The organism is Candidatus Villigracilis affinis (assembly GCF_016705895.1).
In the GTDB taxonomy this organism is placed as follows: Bacteria; Chloroflexota; Anaerolineae; order Anaerolineales; family Villigracilaceae; genus Villigracilis; species Villigracilis affinis.
Genome location: NZ_JADJKT010000037.1, coordinates 43072 through 58021, shown reverse-complemented (window position 1 = coordinate 58021; position 14950 = coordinate 43072). Strand labels below are relative to the sequence as shown.

12 protein-coding genes are annotated in these 14950 nt (G+C 52.4%); 4 read left to right on the top strand and 8 right to left on the bottom strand.

The annotated features are described in order from the left end of the window. Positions 1-60: 60 nt before the first annotated feature. Entirely contained in the window at positions 61-2100 is a 2040-nt protein-coding gene (gene uvrB, locus IPI86_RS19040; RefSeq protein WP_345299598.1) for an excinuclease ABC subunit UvrB, read from the bottom strand. A gap of 219 nt (positions 2101-2319) precedes the next feature. On the opposite strand from uvrB, the gene IPI86_RS19035 reads away from it, so the two are divergent. Further along, complete coding sequence (locus tag IPI86_RS19035; protein WP_345299597.1) at positions 2320-4362, top strand: hypothetical protein; 2043 nt, start codon at positions 2320-2322, stop codon at positions 4360-4362. Between the two features lie 66 nt (positions 4363-4428). Here the strand turns inward: IPI86_RS19035 and mfd are convergent, their stop codons facing one another. From mfd to IPI86_RS19015, 4 genes are all read right to left on the bottom strand, one after another. Further along, complete coding sequence (gene mfd / locus IPI86_RS19030; protein WP_345299596.1) at positions 4429-7827, bottom strand: transcription-repair coupling factor; 3399 nt, start codon at positions 7825-7827, stop codon at positions 4429-4431. Between the two features lie 73 nt (positions 7828-7900). Continuing rightward, on the bottom strand, positions 7901-8485 hold the full coding sequence (gene pth / locus IPI86_RS19025; RefSeq protein ID WP_345299595.1) for an aminoacyl-tRNA hydrolase: 585 nt from the start codon (positions 8483-8485) through the stop codon (positions 7901-7903). After that, positions 8482-8874 (bottom strand): NUDIX hydrolase, encoded by a 393-nt coding sequence (locus IPI86_RS19020; protein WP_345299594.1) that lies wholly within the window; start codon positions 8872-8874, stop codon positions 8482-8484. Before IPI86_RS19020 ends, pth begins: the two co-directional genes overlap by 4 nt. Beyond that, entirely contained in the window at positions 8871-9467 is a 597-nt protein-coding gene (locus IPI86_RS19015; protein WP_345299593.1) for a hypothetical protein, read from the bottom strand. The genes IPI86_RS19020 and IPI86_RS19015 overlap by 4 nt, the downstream gene beginning before the upstream one ends. Before the next feature lie 189 nt (positions 9468-9656). Here IPI86_RS19015 and IPI86_RS19010 point away from each other — a divergent pair, with 189 nt between their 5' ends. Together IPI86_RS19010 and IPI86_RS19005 are read left to right on the top strand one after the other, a co-directional pair. Next, complete coding sequence (locus IPI86_RS19010; RefSeq protein ID WP_345299592.1) at positions 9657-10031, top strand: roadblock/LC7 domain-containing protein; 375 nt, start codon at positions 9657-9659, stop codon at positions 10029-10031. 134 nt (positions 10032-10165) lie between these two features. Then, on the top strand, positions 10166-11776 hold the full coding sequence (locus tag IPI86_RS19005; protein ID WP_345299591.1) for a CTP synthase: 1611 nt from the start codon (positions 10166-10168) through the stop codon (positions 11774-11776). A gap of 229 nt (positions 11777-12005) precedes the next feature. Here IPI86_RS19005 and IPI86_RS19000 read toward each other — a convergent pair whose 3' ends face one another. The 3 genes from IPI86_RS19000 to IPI86_RS18990 form a co-directional block, all read right to left on the bottom strand. Beyond that, entirely contained in the window at positions 12006-12161 is a 156-nt protein-coding gene (locus tag IPI86_RS19000) for a Flp family type IVb pilin (protein WP_345299590.1), read from the bottom strand. Between the two features lie 160 nt (positions 12162-12321). Then, on the bottom strand, positions 12322-12801 hold the full coding sequence (locus tag IPI86_RS18995) for a toll/interleukin-1 receptor domain-containing protein (RefSeq protein ID WP_345299589.1): 480 nt from the start codon (positions 12799-12801) through the stop codon (positions 12322-12324). Positions 12802-12845: 44 nt separating this feature from the next. Continuing rightward, the gene (locus IPI86_RS18990; RefSeq protein ID WP_345299588.1) at positions 12846-13574 is read right to left on the bottom strand and encodes a lysophospholipid acyltransferase family protein; all 729 of its coding nucleotides are present in this window, start codon (positions 13572-13574) and stop codon (positions 12846-12848) included. 21 nt (positions 13575-13595) lie between these two features. On the opposite strand from IPI86_RS18990, the gene eno reads away from it, so the two are divergent. Continuing rightward, entirely contained in the window at positions 13596-14894 is a 1299-nt protein-coding gene (eno, locus tag IPI86_RS18985) for a phosphopyruvate hydratase (RefSeq protein WP_345299587.1), read from the top strand. Positions 14895-14950 lie beyond the last annotated feature (56 nt).

The following is a 14950-nucleotide window of genomic DNA, read 5'->3' as shown; positions in this document are numbered from 1 at the left end:
CTCTTGAATTCACAAAACCAGCCGTCCCGTTGAAATGAGGCGGCTGGTTTTATTTTCCAATTAATCTTCATCCCCAGTCATCAGCTTGATCCGTTCCCATGGCTTCAGGCTTTCGTCTTCAGCCAGCAAATTCCTCAAATCATAAAGTTCATCGCGCAGGGCAGCAGCTCTTTCGAACTCGAGGTTCTTCGCGGCGTCCTTCATATGCTTTTCAACTTCGTTTATGATCTTACGGAGTTCGCCGCGCGGCAGACCAGCCGTAGCCTTCACCCGATATTCACCCCTCAATTCACCGACAGCCTTCTCTGTCATTCCTTCCGTAAGGTCGTGAATTTCCTTGTGAATGCTGATCGGCATGATGCCGTTATCTTCATTGTATTTCACCTGTTTGGCACGGCGGCGATTCGTCTCATCCAGCGCGCGCTTCATCGAGTCGGTCATGCGGTCAGCATACATGATCACACGCCCGTTCACATTGCGAGCGGCGCGGCCGATGGTTTGGATCAATGCCGTATCTGAACGCAGAAAACCTTCCTTATCCGCATCCAATACCGCAACAAGGGAAACCTCGGGCAGGTCAAGACCTTCGCGCAGCAGATTGATTCCCACCAACACGTCGAAAGTGCCCAATCGCAGGTCGCGGAGAATGCTCACACGCTCCAGCGTTTCCACCTCAGAGTGCAAATACTGGACTTTGATGCCCAACTCTTTCATATACGTGGTCAGATCTTCTGACATACGCTTTGTGAGAGTCGTGACCAAAGTACGCTCGTGTCTTTCCACCCGTTGCCTGATCTCTCCGACCAGATCATCCACCTGCCCTTTGGTTGGGCGGACATCCACTTCGGGGTCGATCAATCCAGTCGGGCGAATGATCTGCTCGACAACTTGTTCAGCGTGCTCCATCTCGTAAGCTGAAGGCGTGGCGGACGTATAGATCGTCGAACCCATCACCTCTTCAAACTCGTCAAACTTGAGCGGACGGTTATCCATCGCAGAAGGCAATCGGAAACCATATTCCACCAGGGTTTCCTTGCGGGCACGATCACCATTATACATACCGCGGATCTGCGGCACGGTCATGTGACTCTCGTCAATAACGAGCAGATAATCGCTTGGCAAAAAGTCGATCATCGTCCACGGGTGTGTGCCTGCGGCGCGGCGATCAAAGTGGCGGGAGTAGTTTTCGATGCCCGAGCAATACCCAACTTCACGAAGCATTTCCAGGTCATAGCGGGTACGCTGTTCAAGGCGCTGTGCTTCCAGAATTCGCCCCGCCTGCTTATATTGGGCGAGCCGCTCTTCCAACTCCGATTCGATGTCGGCCATGGCTTCCTTGGTCTTCTCGGCATCGGTCAGATATTGCTTTGCAGGGAAGATCGAGATTTCCTTCGGCTCATCAAACACCTCGCCCGTGAGCGGACTGAACTGCATGATGCGCTCCACTTCATCGCCAAAGAAGGTGATGCGGTAGGCGCGTTTTTCTTCGTAAGCAGGGATGATCTCCAGCGTATCGCCGCGCACACGGAAGGTACCTGTGCGCAGTTCCATGTCGTTGCGCTGGTATTGCGATTCGATCAGGCGGCGCAACAGGGCATTTCTGCGGACCAACTGCCCCACCGCCAAATTGACAGAACCCTTGTTGAATTCTTCGGGATTCCCCAAACCATAAATGCACGAAACCGAAGCCACGATGATGACATCGCGGCGGGAGACAAGCGCGGTCGTCGCTGCGAGGCGCAGACGTTCGATCTCCTCATTGATCTGGGTTTCCTTTTCGATGAAGAGGTCATGGCGCGGGACGTAAGCTTCGGGCTGGTAGTAATCGTAGTAGGAAACAAAATACGATACCGCATTCTCGGGGAAGAATTCCTTGAACTCGGCGTACAACTGCGCCGCAAGGGTCTTGTTGTGCGCCATGATGAGAGCGGGCTTCTGCAATTCCTGGATCACGGAGGCGATCGTGAAGGTCTTGCCTGTGCCTGTGGCGCCAAGCAATACCTGATGCTTCATGCCTTTATGAACGCCATCCACAAGTCCGCGGATGGCTTCGGGTTGATCCCCCATGGGGATAAAAGGAGCGGTTAGTTTGAAGTCCATATTTTTCTCTGGGTGTTTATTCTAATTGGAGTTGAAGGACGACGGAATGTAATTGCGCTTCGGCTCCCTGGCAATTCCTGCCAGGGCAAGTGTCGCTCAGCGCGAAAGATGGATAGAAAACGTGTTCTATTTTACTTCAAAGACGGAGGAAAGGCCAGAGAAACAGGAGCAGGCTCACGGTCAGGTTTGAGGCGGGAGTGAAAGTATAATCACGCCGTCATGAAAAGAATCCGATCCGCTTTACAGAGCATTTTGAGTCAGGAAAAATACACGCCGCTCGCGTTTCTCGTCGTCGCCTTCATCGGTTTTGGTTTGCTTGCGAATCGACTCGGCTTTTATCAGGACGACTGGCCTTACATTTTTTACGCCTTCAACAAAGGCATCCCGAGTCTGACTCTGGAATTGTATTACGACAGCCGCCCAAATGCGGCATGGTTATACATCGTCATGTTCAACCTGCTGGGGTTCAAGCCGATCGCGTGGCATCTGGCGGCGGTGATCTTTCGCTGGCTGACGGGCACACTGCTTTGGTATTTATTTCGCCGCATCTGGCCAAGCCATACCAGGCAGGTGACCTTTGCAACCTATCTTTTCATTGTCCATCCTTTCTTTTTGATCCAGCCGTATGCGGTCAATTCGATTTTGTATTGGGCAGGGTTTTTATTTTTCTCGGCCAGTTTGCTCATCATGGCGCGGAATGCAACTGAATCAAAGCATCGCATCCCATTGACGATGCTGGCGGTTTTGCTCGAAGCAGTCCATCTCTTTACGAGCGAATATTTCGTCGGCATGGTGATAGTACGCCCGTTGATCCTTTACTGGATTCTAAATTCGCGCGAACTCCCAACCCGACAACGCATCACTACCGTCGTCAAACAGTGGATTCCGTACCTTGCCGCACTTGCGGCTTACGTCATCTGGCGGATGTTCCTGTACGTGCCGCCACCCATCGGCGACCGCAATGCGCCAGAAGTTTTGTTTGCGCTATTCAGCAAACCGCTGCAGACGATCACCTACTTAATTCGAATCGCTTTGCAGGACTCAGTCATCATCACATTCACAAGCTGGTATCGAACCCTCGTGCCAGAGTTGTTCGCTTTTAGTTCCATTTTTAGTTGGTTCGTGATTCTTGTTTCGATTTTTGCCTTTGCGGCTGTGTTCATCCACTTGAAACAGATCGCCGAAAAAGAGGAGCGCGGCAACTGGTTCGCGCAACCCCTGACCCTCGGCCTGCTTCTGCTTTTACTTGGCATGGCCCCCATCTGGATCATTGGGCAGGATATCGTGACGCACAAGAATCAATTCGCAGGGACTCGTTTCGGGATTGGTTCCACATTGGGCGCGGCACTGATCTTTGCCGTACTGATCAACAGCCTGATCGACGGGAGAAAAAAGATCGCAGTCGTTTCTGCGTGCATTGCACTGGCGATTTCGATGCACCTGACCAACGAAAAGGATTTTGCCTATTCATGGGAAAAACAGGAGCGTTTTGCCCAGCAACTCCTCTGGCGTGCGCCGAAGATCGAAGCAGGCACTGCGTTGGTCACAGATGAGGAAATCCTCGGCTACATGGGCAGTTACTCGGTCTCGTATTCGATCATCACTACCTATCAACCTGGTGATATTCAAACACCGCCCTATTGGTATTTCCCTTTTTATTACACCAATCCCAATGTGCAGGATTTTCTGGCAGGGATTCCGCTAGAAGACAGCAAATTGACGATGGAATTCAAAGGGAACAGCGACAAGATGATCCTGTTCACCTTCAACCCTGAAATGCAAAGATGCCTGTGGGTGCTGCGCCCCGAAGACACCAACCTGCGATTGGTCAGCACAGATATGCGTCAACTCAGCGCAGGTTCGGATGTGGAACTGATTCAGCAGGGAGAGAAAAATCTGCCAGAGCAAATTTACGGAAAACAAAACACCGAAACCTGGTGTTACTTTTTCGAAAAAGCCGACCTCGCCCGTCAATACAAAGATTGGGATGAAGTTGTGCGTCTTTGGGGAAAATCGCAAGCCATCGGCGAGCAAGCGGATAATGGCTTCGAGATCATTCCATTTATCGAAGGTTACGGTCATCTTGGAGATTGGGAGCAGGTCAAAACTTTGACCAAGTCTGCGAAGCGCATCACGGCGGGGCTGGAGCCCAGTCTGTGCAGCACACTGGATCGGCTGGCGCTCGACACACCCGCATCGCAGGAACGCGATGACACGCTGATGAAGTTGAAAGATGACTTGAATTGTAGTAACTACCAGTAAACAAATCCGCCCTGACAAATTGTCGGGGCGGAAATTTTTATTGAAACAGAATCAAGTGTCGGGAAATTAAGAAGCGGGGCTTTTGAGCAATCGGTCCAATACATCAAGCAGTCGGATGGTCCACGCTTCATCTTTTGCGACCGTCACCCAATATGCGGATTTGCCGCCACGGATGCCTTCTCCTAGATCAAGCAAACGCTTCGGCTCCGCGCCTTCAGCGGGTGCGGGATACTTGAGCAGGATCTGCCCCGCTTCCCAGTTCACCGAGGACAATCCCGCCTTTTCAGCACGGAGTTTCACCCGCATTTGATACAGCAGGTTTTGCACCATTTCAGGCAAGTGACCAAAGCGATCACGAAACTCGGAGCCGAGCGCATCTAGTTCGGTTTCGTCGCGCAGGTCGGCGATGCGGCGATATAGGCGCAAACGCAAATCCTGATCGGAGATGTAATCGCTGGGAATGCCGACGGCGACAGGCAGATCAACATTGACGGGCATGGAAAGGGGCAAGTTGAAGGATGAATTTTGAAGGATAAAAGATGAAGAAAGATCAATTTCCAGATTGTCTTTCATCAACAGGCGAATACGGCGGACCGAATCGGCGAGCATTCTTGTGTAAAGGTGAAAACCGACCGATTGAATGTATCCATGCTGGCGTGTGCCGAGCAATTCGCCTGCGCCGCGAATTTCCAGATCGCGCATGGCGATGGAATAGCCCGCACCAAGCTGGGTATTTTCGGCAATGACCTCAAGCCTTTGCTGGCCTTCCTGCGTCGGCGACATTTTGTTGTGGCGGAAGAAGTAGGCATAGGCACGCATCGCACCGCGACCGACACGTCCGCGCAATTGATACAGCTGGGCAAGGCCAAAGGTATCGGCGCGGTCTACGATGAGGGTGTTGGCATTGGGAATATCAAGGCCCGATTCGATAATGGTCGTGGAAAGCAGGATGTCAATTTCACCATTTGTGAAGCGGTGCATCACACTTGCCAGTTGACCTTCAGGCATTTGACCGTGACCGATATCCACACGCGCTTCGGGGACGAGTTTATTGAGGTGCGCCTTCATCGCGTCGATGGTATTCACGCGGTTATGGACAAAGAAGATCTGTCCGCCGCGCTCCAATTCGCGCAAAATGGATTGCCGCACCAGACGCGGAGAGTATGGCCCGACATGCGTGACGATCGGCAGACGTTCTTCGGGCGGGGTGTTCAAATTGGAGATATCGCGTACCCCCGTCAGGGCCATGTACAAGGTGCGCGGAATCGGCGTGGCCGTGAGGGTCAGCACATCCACTTCGGTGCGGAGTTTCTTGAGATGTTCCTTGTGCGTGACGCCAAAACGCTGTTCCTCGTCAATGACCACCAACCCCAGGTCTTTGAATTCTACGTCGGCAGAAATCAGGCGATGCGTACCGATGACGATATCCACTTCGCCGAGGGCGAGTTTGTATAAAATCTCGGTCTGCTCGCGGTGGGTACGGAAACGCGAGAGCATCTCCACTTTGACGGGGTATGCCGCCAGCCTTTGCGAGAAGGTTTCGAAATGCTGCTGTGCCAGAACCGTGGTCGGCACAAGCACGGCTACCTGCCTGCCATCCATCACGGCTTTGAACGCGGCGCGCAGAGCAACTTCCGTTTTGCCATAGCCCACATCGCCGCACAACAAGCGGTCCATTGGGCGGGCACGTTCCATGTCCCGTTTGATATCGAGAATGGCGCGTTTTTGATCTTCGGTTTCCACGTAAGGGAAACTATCTTCGAGTTCTTTTTGCCATTGCGTATCGGCGCTGAAAGAATAACCTTCCACCACCTGGCGGCGCGCGTACAAGTCAAGGAGGTCTTCCGCGACTTGTTGTACGGCCTCTTTGACTCTAGCCTTCGTCTCCTGCCAGGCCTGCCCGCCAAGATGGTCAAGAGATGGCGAGCCGCCCTCAGCGCCGACGTAGCGTGTGAGTCGATCCGCTTGATGAACGGGGACGTAGAGGATGTCGCCGCGGTCGTATTCAACGGTGAGATACTCTCTTTCGTGGCCGTCCAGCTGTCGGTGAATGAGACCGTTGAATCGTCCAATGCCGTGATCCACATGGACGACATAGTCGCCTGTTTGCAGGTCCGCATAGATCGATTCGGGCGTCTCTGCCACTTGTTTCTGGCGGATGCGCGGTTGAGGCCGTTCCCAACCGAAGATCTCCGAGTCGGTGATGAGATGCGTGGTTTGAAACGTGAAGCCCTCAGAAAGTGAGGCTTCGATAAATTCAAGATGATTCGGCTCCGAGTCTGGATAATGCTCAAACCACAACTCGCGCAAACGCGGAGTCTGGCGCGAAACGATGTATACCTGTTCACTACGCTCAAGCACACTCGCAAGATAATCAATGAAAGGCTTGAGCCTGCCGCCGAAACGTTCGTCGTGGCCGAAATTCGAAGCGATATCAATGCTTGTATCGCTTTCGAGTATCTCCGTCGAATGTCCCAACTCAAGGCAGGGCATGTGGTGCACGTCGTCATTCAAGTCTGACCACGGCACATACGGCACAGGAAAAGCCGATGCAAGCGTGCCTTCGGCAATGCTCTCGCTTCTAAATTTCACCGCCTGCTCTTCGATCTCATTCGCCATCGTTTCCACAAGGCTGACATCGTCCATCAACACCAGCGATTGCGGCGGAAGATAATCGAGCAGCGACGCAGGCTGCGAATGCAAAAGCGGAATGTGAAATTCGCTGAGGTTTTCGGAGGTATCGCCTTCGGGCTGTAAATATTCGCGCGCGGGCGTGATGAGGATGAGATCAAGTTTTTCGATCGTGCGCTGTGAAGCGGGATCAAACTGACGGATGGTTTCGATCTCATCGCCAAAGAAATCAAGGCGCACTGGATTTGATTCAGTGGAAGGCCAGATATCGAGCAGACCGCCGCGATGGGAGAACTGACCAGGTTCGAGGACAGTGTTCACCCGCTGATAACCGATCCTCGCCCACTCACGGATCAATCCATCGGGTTGGATGCGCTGGTTTACTGACAGTTTTTTGCACGCTTTGAGATAGTCGCGGCGCGGAAGGGTGCGTGTCATCAGCGAGCGCACCGACGCAATGATGATCGGCGGCACTTCGGGCTTTTTGACAAAAGGCAGATGATAGGCCGCCAGCATCGTCAGCGTTTGCAAACGCGAACGGCGCGTGGAAACTCCCCAAGCGGCCTCTTCATAAAACAAAGGATTCGGCTCCGCAAACAACAGCCGCGGCGACTTGATCCAAAAATCAAGTTCGTCAAAAAGGGAAAGTGCATGGTCGGCGCGGTCGGTGATGAGCAGAATGGGACGATTCAAGTCCGCTTGCAAGGCGGCCAGCACAGGCAGGCGCGCAGAACGCGGCAAGCCAAGCCCCGAAAGGTTTTTGCCTGCGTTGAGTTCAGTCAACAGTTGCTGATAAGCGGGAAGTGTGCGGACGTGTGAAAGAAGAGGTTGCATAAGTTTGAGAAGATAGACGAAAGCAGAAAGAATTGAACTGAAAAGTAGAAAGTGGCTTAGCGCTTTCCACTTACTACTTACTCACTTCTCCATTGAATTTATTCATCGCAGAGTTCAGGCCCATCATCACAAATTCCATCGCAGCATCTGCGGCACGGTCAAGGACCTCGGGAAGGAGTTTCATATCGTCTTTCGAGAACATTTGCAGAACATAATCTTTCGGGTCCATGCGGCCAGGGGGACGGCCAATGCCGAGGCGCAGGCGCGGAAATTCTTTTGTGCCGAGGTGGTCAATGGTGGATGCCATTCCGCGCTGACCACCGGGGCCGCCGCCCGGGCGAATGCGAATTGTGCCGAAGGGAATATCCAGATCATCGTGGGCGACAAGCAGGTTTTCGATGGGAATCTTATAAAAGTGCAAAAGTCCCTGCACCGATTGACCTGAGAGATTCATGTAAGTCTGCGGCTTGGCGAGGATGATCTTCCGCTCTTCGTAAAGCGCAGAGGTGACAATGGCTTTGGCTTGCAATTTCATGCCGCGCGCGTTGAGCCGCACCGCAACCTGGTCAATGAGCATAAAGCCGATGTTATGGCGGGTGTCTTTGTATTCACGCCCCGGGTTGCCGAGGCCGATGATGAGGTAGGTGTTTTCTGTCATAATTCAATTCCAAGTGCGGAAATCACTTTCAATACCTGTCTGTCTTCTCGCATTTCCTTCAGGTCAAGCCAGGCTACATCCTGCAGGAGTTGACTTATCCTTGGTAAGTCGCATTCTTCGGGGTCATAACCAAGCACAGGATCAGATGAAGCCGTCAACTCGGCTGAAAAACAATATTCCTCGGGTGGTTCGAGAAAGAGTAATTTGCCAGTTTTCACATCGAGACCTGTCTCTTCCTTCACTTCACGGACAATGGTTTGTTCGGGAATCTCGTTGTTTTCAATTCCACCGCCGGGCAGAGTCCAATATTCTCTTGTGGGAGAACGGTGTAACACCATCAGAATTTTTCCATTTTGAATGATGGCCGCACAAGCGCGCGGACGAATCATGCCTTGCTCCTGAATCTAAAGATGATGCCAACGAAAAAGAACAGCACCAACACGATTAACGCGCCGCGCCCAAAATTGACGTAGATCGAAGAGGAAGTTACCGACGCGGGGTTGGGCGGCATGGGCGTAGGTGACGAGAATGTTTGCAGGGTCGGCTCAGGCTGACGGGTGGATGTGGGCGGCGCACTCGTCACAAAAAATTCAACTGCTTCGGTGGATGTCGGGGTCACGGTCGTGATGGGTTCTTCATTGCGAACCTTCAGATCCGACACGATGACATCCTGCGAGGAACCGTCCAAAAGAAATACGCGGAGGTGCAGAATGTACTCACCATCGGTTACAGCGGTCGTGTCCCAAACGGCGAGGGTGGGGGTTTGGACGGGCTGAGGATATGTTTGGATGGTGAACCAGCTGTCGGCGGGGTTGGACGCGTAGGAGAATGCCAGTTCCGCAGAGGCGAAGTTCGGCACATCCATATTCCCAAGAATTTCCACCTGCCCGCGGAGCGTGTCACCGGGCTGCGGGGATGTGATGGAAATCGTCTCGGCTTGAAGCCAAAAAAAGAGTGCAAAAATGACAGGAAGCTTCAGCATGGCAATCAGCAAGTTTAACATGAAGGGAGGTCAGGGTCAAATCTCGTTACGAAATTGCGAGGAGGCGCGCCAAATCTTGCAATGACATTATTGAAATGTGGGAGCAATTCTCGAATGAATATTTTTCTGGTACACTCAGCCAATCAAACACCAACGGCGGGGAAACCCGTTTATCCAGGAGACTGAGTTATGGCAAAATCACGTTCTGATCAGATGGTGGAACGCCTGCGCAACATGCAGGCAGCAGCACCTGACATTGAAGCATCTGCCGTTGTTTCTGTAGACGGCCTCATTATGGCTTCTGCCTTGCAACAAGGCGTGGAAGAGGATCGTGTTTCGGCCATGTCGGCGGCGATGTTGAGCCTCGGCGAGCGTATTTCCGGCGAGTTGGGCCGCGGCGGTCTGGATCAGGTTTACATCAAAGGCGATAAGGGCGCCATTGTGTTGACCGCCATCGGCGAAGAAGCCGTGCTTACCGCAATGTCGCGTCAGGACGGCAAACTTGGCATGATCTTCCTCGAGATGCGGCGCGCCGCTGAAGACCTTGTAAAACTGGTCGGATGAACAGAAAGAAATTCCACCACCCAAATTGTTCGCAACCCCAAATGGGGAGGGCTTAAACGCCCTCCCCATTCTCTTTGTTACCCTCACCCCTACCCCTCTCCCAAATGGAAGAGGGATGAGAAAAGGAAAAAATCATGACCACAAAATATTTATTTTTCACCGGCGGAGTTGTTTCATCGGTTGGCAAGGGTGTTACCGCCGCCGCAATGGGTTTGCTGCTTAAGGAGCGCGGCTTCAATGTCGCGGTGCAAAAGCTGGACCCGTATATCAATGTTGACCCCGGCACGATGTCGCCCTACCAACACGGCGAAGTGTATGTGCTGGATGACGGCGCAGAAACCGACCTGGATCTGGGTCACTACGAAAGATTCATCGACAACCGCCTGACCAGAGTCAGCAACTTCACTACGGGACAGGTCTATGCGGAGACCATCGCCAAGGAACGCCGCGGTGATTTCCTCGGCGGGACGATCCAAGTCATCCCGCACATCACCAACGAGATCAAGCGCCGCATCGGTCTCGCCGCAAAAGAGACTGGCGCAGAGATCATGATCCTTGAAGTGGGCGGCACGGTCGGCGATATCGAGTCACAGCCGTTTCTTGAGGCCCTGCGTCAACTCCGCAACGAAGTGGGACGTGAGAATTGTCTGTTCGTGCATGTAACCTGGCTCCCCACCATCGGCGCAACGGGTGAGATCAAAACTAAACCCACTCAGCATTCAGTCGCCGCATTGCGATCCATCGGTATCTCGCCGAATATCATCATCGCGCGCGCTGATCAGGATGTAGACAAAGGTTTGTGCGAAAAGATCGCACTCTTCTGCGATGTGGAAAAAGATTCGGTCATCCCCATGAAAACGGCGGATGTATTGTATGAAGTTCCGCTTCTCCTCGAAAAACTCGGCGTGGGCGAACTGGTCCTTGGAAAACTTGGCCTTGAGGCAAAACGCAAACCAAATATGCGTCCATGGAAAAAACTTGTGGATGATGTCCGCAAGCCGAAACCCACAGTGAAAGTTGCACTGGTCGGTAAATATGTTGAACTGCAGGATGCGTACATGTCGGTGCGAGAGGCGCTCAAACATGCCGCGCTCGCAAACGGCGTGGAAGTGGAAATCAACTGGGTCCACTCTGCCGACCTCGAAAAAGACAAGGGTTGGGATATCGTCAAAAAATCGGATGCGGTGCTTGTTCCCGGCGGCTTCGGTTCGCGCGGCATTGAAGGCAAGGTCATGGCGGCACGCTTCGCCCGCGAAAACAAGGTGCCATATCTCGGTCTGTGTTTGGGCATGCAGGTGATGTGCATTGATTTCGCCCGTCATGTGCTTGATCTTGAAGAAGCAAACTCCTCTGAATTTGATCGGGGCACGGAACACCCTGTGATCGACCTGATGATCGACCAGCGCTCGATCACCGACATGGGCGGAACCATGCGCCTCGGACTTTACCCATGCCTGCTCCAAAAAGGGACGAAGGCCGCCACCGTTTACGGAGTCGCCAAAGTGGACGAGCGGCATCGTCATCGTTTTGAATTCAACAATTCCTACCGCGCCGATTTCGAAAAGCGCGGCATGATCTTCTCTGGTTTATCTCCCGATAATAGATTGGTTGAGATCGTCGAACTGGCCGATCATCCGTACATGGTGGCAAGTCAATTCCACCCTGAGTTTTTGTCGCGCCCCATGCGGCCACATCCGCTGTTTGTGGGGCTGTTGAAGGCGGCGAAGGAACGGGCGAAAAAGTAACGGGGAAGAAAGAAAGTGGGGATTGGAAAATGCAAAGTGGCGCGGAGGTCTTTTTGGGGAGACTTCCGCGTTTTATTGTGAGTACGGAGCGCGTCCCACCTTTCATGGTGAGGTGTGCTTTTTATCAGCCCGTGCTTCGGCTTCGTTCGCAAAAAAACTGTCTCCACTCAGCCCGAAAACAAAAATCCCCGCCTTGCGACGGGGATTTTTTGTAAAACTGACGTGTATATTACACGGTGCTGAGGCTGGAGTTGACTTTGCTGAATACGTTGCCGATGATCGGTCCGAGAATCATGAGAGCGGCGATCACAACGATGGCGACCAAAACGAGAATTAGAGCGTATTCAACAAGACCCTGACCTTTTTCCTTGGGTGAAAATAACATGGTGGTGTGTCTCCTTTCTTTAGAATTTCCGGGGAAGGTCTCCCAAGATTGATCTTATTTTACTCGGTCTGAAAAATAATTCAAGGGGACAGGTCCTTTTTCCCCTTTACAGTTATGTTAACTAAATGGCACGATATTGTAGAACAGCCATTGATTTGTCTTACAAAAAGATCCCCAAATTATCCGCGCGATTCCGCAAGGATGCGATCAAACTGTTATACACCCGCGTCCTTTGCTCGATATCGCCGAAATAATCCACATATTGATATTTCGTCAGCATTTCCGGGACTTCGCAATGGTCAATGCGGATGGGAATGATGAAAATTGTCCCTTCTGGTTTCTCGGCGGCGGTATCCAGGGCAAGTTTCAATTCCTTTTGGAAGAAACCTTCAGAAATCACCGCCACTGCAGAAAGAAAGACGATCACCGCATGTGATTGTCTGACAGCAGTAACGACACTATCCTGCCAGACTTGCCCAGGCAGAATATCCTCCTCGTCAAACCACGGATCGATCCAGCCTTCAGCTTTTAAGCGCTGACTGAATTCACGAATCACCATCTGGTTTTCTTTTGCATAACATAAAAACGGGATCAGTTTCTTTTGAGCGGGATTGGATTTCCCCAAGCCTTCTTGCGTCATGATGTTAGCTCCGTCTCGTACGATTTTTTGAGATTATATCCCAGTCAAACTCCAAATCCTTTTGGCATTTCCGCATACACCCCGCGCATGGATTCAGGCAGCCCATTGGCGAGGGTGAACATCAGGCGGTCGGTAAGAGAAAGCGGCGTATCGCTTGGATTCGGCAAAATAGGTGGCAGCAGTTTGATGGTCACGTTTGAACGGGCGGGAAATCGCTTGAAAAATTTGTCGGTACCGATCACATTCATCGGCACGATCGGGCAGTTCATTTTGATCGCCAGTCGGGCTGTGCCTGTTTTTGCAACTCCGAGGCCCCTGCCTTTTGAGCGTTTCCCTTCGGGAAACATTCCGAGCGTGTGTCCGTGTGTCAGTACTTTTTCTGCATGGCGTACCGCCCATTCATCTTTTTCGCCGCGATAGACGGGAAAGGCACAAAGCACACGCAAAAGCGGATCGAGCGGGGTGTTGAACAATTCAGCCTTGCCCATGTAGCAGATCGCACGCGGAACAGCGAACTGCATGGGAAACACATCGAAATTGGTCACATGATTGGCGGCGATGATGACAGGCCCATCGAGTGGAAAATTCTCCCTCCCCTCCACTTTCATCACCATCATGGTATGAAAAACGGAACGTACAAGATACAGCAAAAATTTTCTGACAGGGGTTTCTTCCAGGTAGTATTTTTTTCGGTCGCGCGGGTCAAAATCCTGCTGGGCACTCAAGGTGGCAACTCCATACAAAATGCGATTATACTTGATACGTAATTTCACAAACACTAACAGGAGTCAGTAATGGACACTACAATTGAAAGCATCTCCGCACTCGAGATCCTCGACTCACGCGGCAACCCTACCGTAGAAGTAGAAGTGGTTTTGATGGACGGCGCAATGGGCCGCGCAGCGGTTCCCTCCGGCGCTTCCACAGGCGAACACGAAGCATTGGAAATGCGTGATGGCGACAAGAAACGCTACCTCGGCAAGGGCGTCTCCAAGGCGGTAGCCAACGTGAACGGCGTGATCTCAGACGCGCTTTTCGGCTGGGATGCCTCAGACCAGAAGGCAATTGACAATGAATTGCTTGCCCTCGATGGCACCCCCAATAAAGCCAAGCTCGGCGCAAATGCGATCTTGGGCGTCAGCCTTGCAGTTGCAAAAGCCGCGGCAAATTCGTACGGTATGCCTTTGTATCGCTATCTCGGCGGTGTGTATGCGCATGTGCTTCCCGTCCCGATGATGAACATCATGAACGGCGGCGCACACACAAGTTGGCAAAGCACTGACATGCAGGAATTCATGGTGATGCCTTTCGGGGCACCCTCCTTCTCTGAAGGTTTACGCTGGGGCGCGGAAATCTACCATGCCCTTAAATCAGTTTTGAAGGAAAAGGGATACGGCGCTCTCGTCGGCGATGAAGGCGGATATGCACCCGCACTCAAGGCCAATAACGAAGCTATTGAATTGATCCTCGCTGCGATCGAAAAAGCTGGATTCAAAGCCGGCCGCGGTCAACAGGTCGCCATCGCACTCGACCCTGCTGCTTCTGAGCTATATGATGAAAAGACCAAGAAATATAACCTTCGCAAGGAAGGCAAGGAATTGACTGGCGAACAGATGGTTGAGTTCTGGGCCAAGTGGGTCAAGGACTATCCCATCGTTTCCATCGAAGACGGTCTCGCTCAGGATGACTGGGATGCGTGGAAGTTGATGGTCAAAACCGTTGGTGATAAATGCCAGATCGTCGGCGACGACTTGCTGGTAACAAACCCAGAACGCGTTCGCAGAGCAATCGCTGAAAACGCTGCCAACGCCCTGCTTGTCAAGGTTAACCAGATCGGGTCACTCACTGAGACCATCGAAGCCGTGGATCTCTGTCAGCGTGCAGGCTGGCGCGCGGTCACATCTCACCGCTCCGGCGAGACTGAAGACGCGACCATCGCTGACCTGGCTGTTGCGCTCAACACGGGTCAGATCAAAACTGGGGCTCCTGCCCGTTCCGATAGAGTTGCGAAATACAATCAACTCCTCCGCATCGAAGCGGAATTGGGAAGTGAAGCGCATTATGCGGGATGGGATGCGTTGGGCAAAAAGTAAACCGACCTCATATCATTAAATAAAAGACACAGGCAATTAATTGCCTGTGTCTTTTA

Coding starts and splice junctions, on each gene's coding strand:
- IPI86_RS19000 (WP_345299590.1), bottom strand. CDS start 12,161: ATGTTATTTTCACCCAAGGAAAAAGGTCAGGGTCTTGTTGAATACGCT.
- eno (WP_345299587.1), top strand. CDS start 13,596: ATGGACACTACAATTGAAAGCATCTCCGCACTCGAGATCCTCGACTCA.
- IPI86_RS19010 (WP_345299592.1), top strand. CDS start 9,657: ATGGCAAAATCACGTTCTGATCAGATGGTGGAACGCCTGCGCAACATG.
- IPI86_RS19015 (WP_345299593.1), bottom strand. CDS start 9,467: ATGCTGAAGCTTCCTGTCATTTTTGCACTCTTTTTTTGGCTTCAAGCC.
- uvrB (WP_345299598.1), bottom strand. CDS start 2,100: ATGGACTTCAAACTAACCGCTCCTTTTATCCCCATGGGGGATCAACCC.
- pth (WP_345299595.1), bottom strand. CDS start 8,485: ATGACAGAAAACACCTACCTCATCATCGGCCTCGGCAACCCGGGGCGT.
- mfd (WP_345299596.1), bottom strand. CDS start 7,827: ATGCAACCTCTTCTTTCACACGTCCGCACACTTCCCGCTTATCAGCAA.
- IPI86_RS19005 (WP_345299591.1), top strand. CDS start 10,166: ATGACCACAAAATATTTATTTTTCACCGGCGGAGTTGTTTCATCGGTT.
- IPI86_RS19020 (WP_345299594.1), bottom strand. CDS start 8,874: ATGATTCGTCCGCGCGCTTGTGCGGCCATCATTCAAAATGGAAAAATT.
- IPI86_RS19035 (WP_345299597.1), top strand. CDS start 2,320: ATGAAAAGAATCCGATCCGCTTTACAGAGCATTTTGAGTCAGGAAAAA.
- IPI86_RS18995 (WP_345299589.1), bottom strand. CDS start 12,801: ATGACGCAAGAAGGCTTGGGGAAATCCAATCCCGCTCAAAAGAAACTG.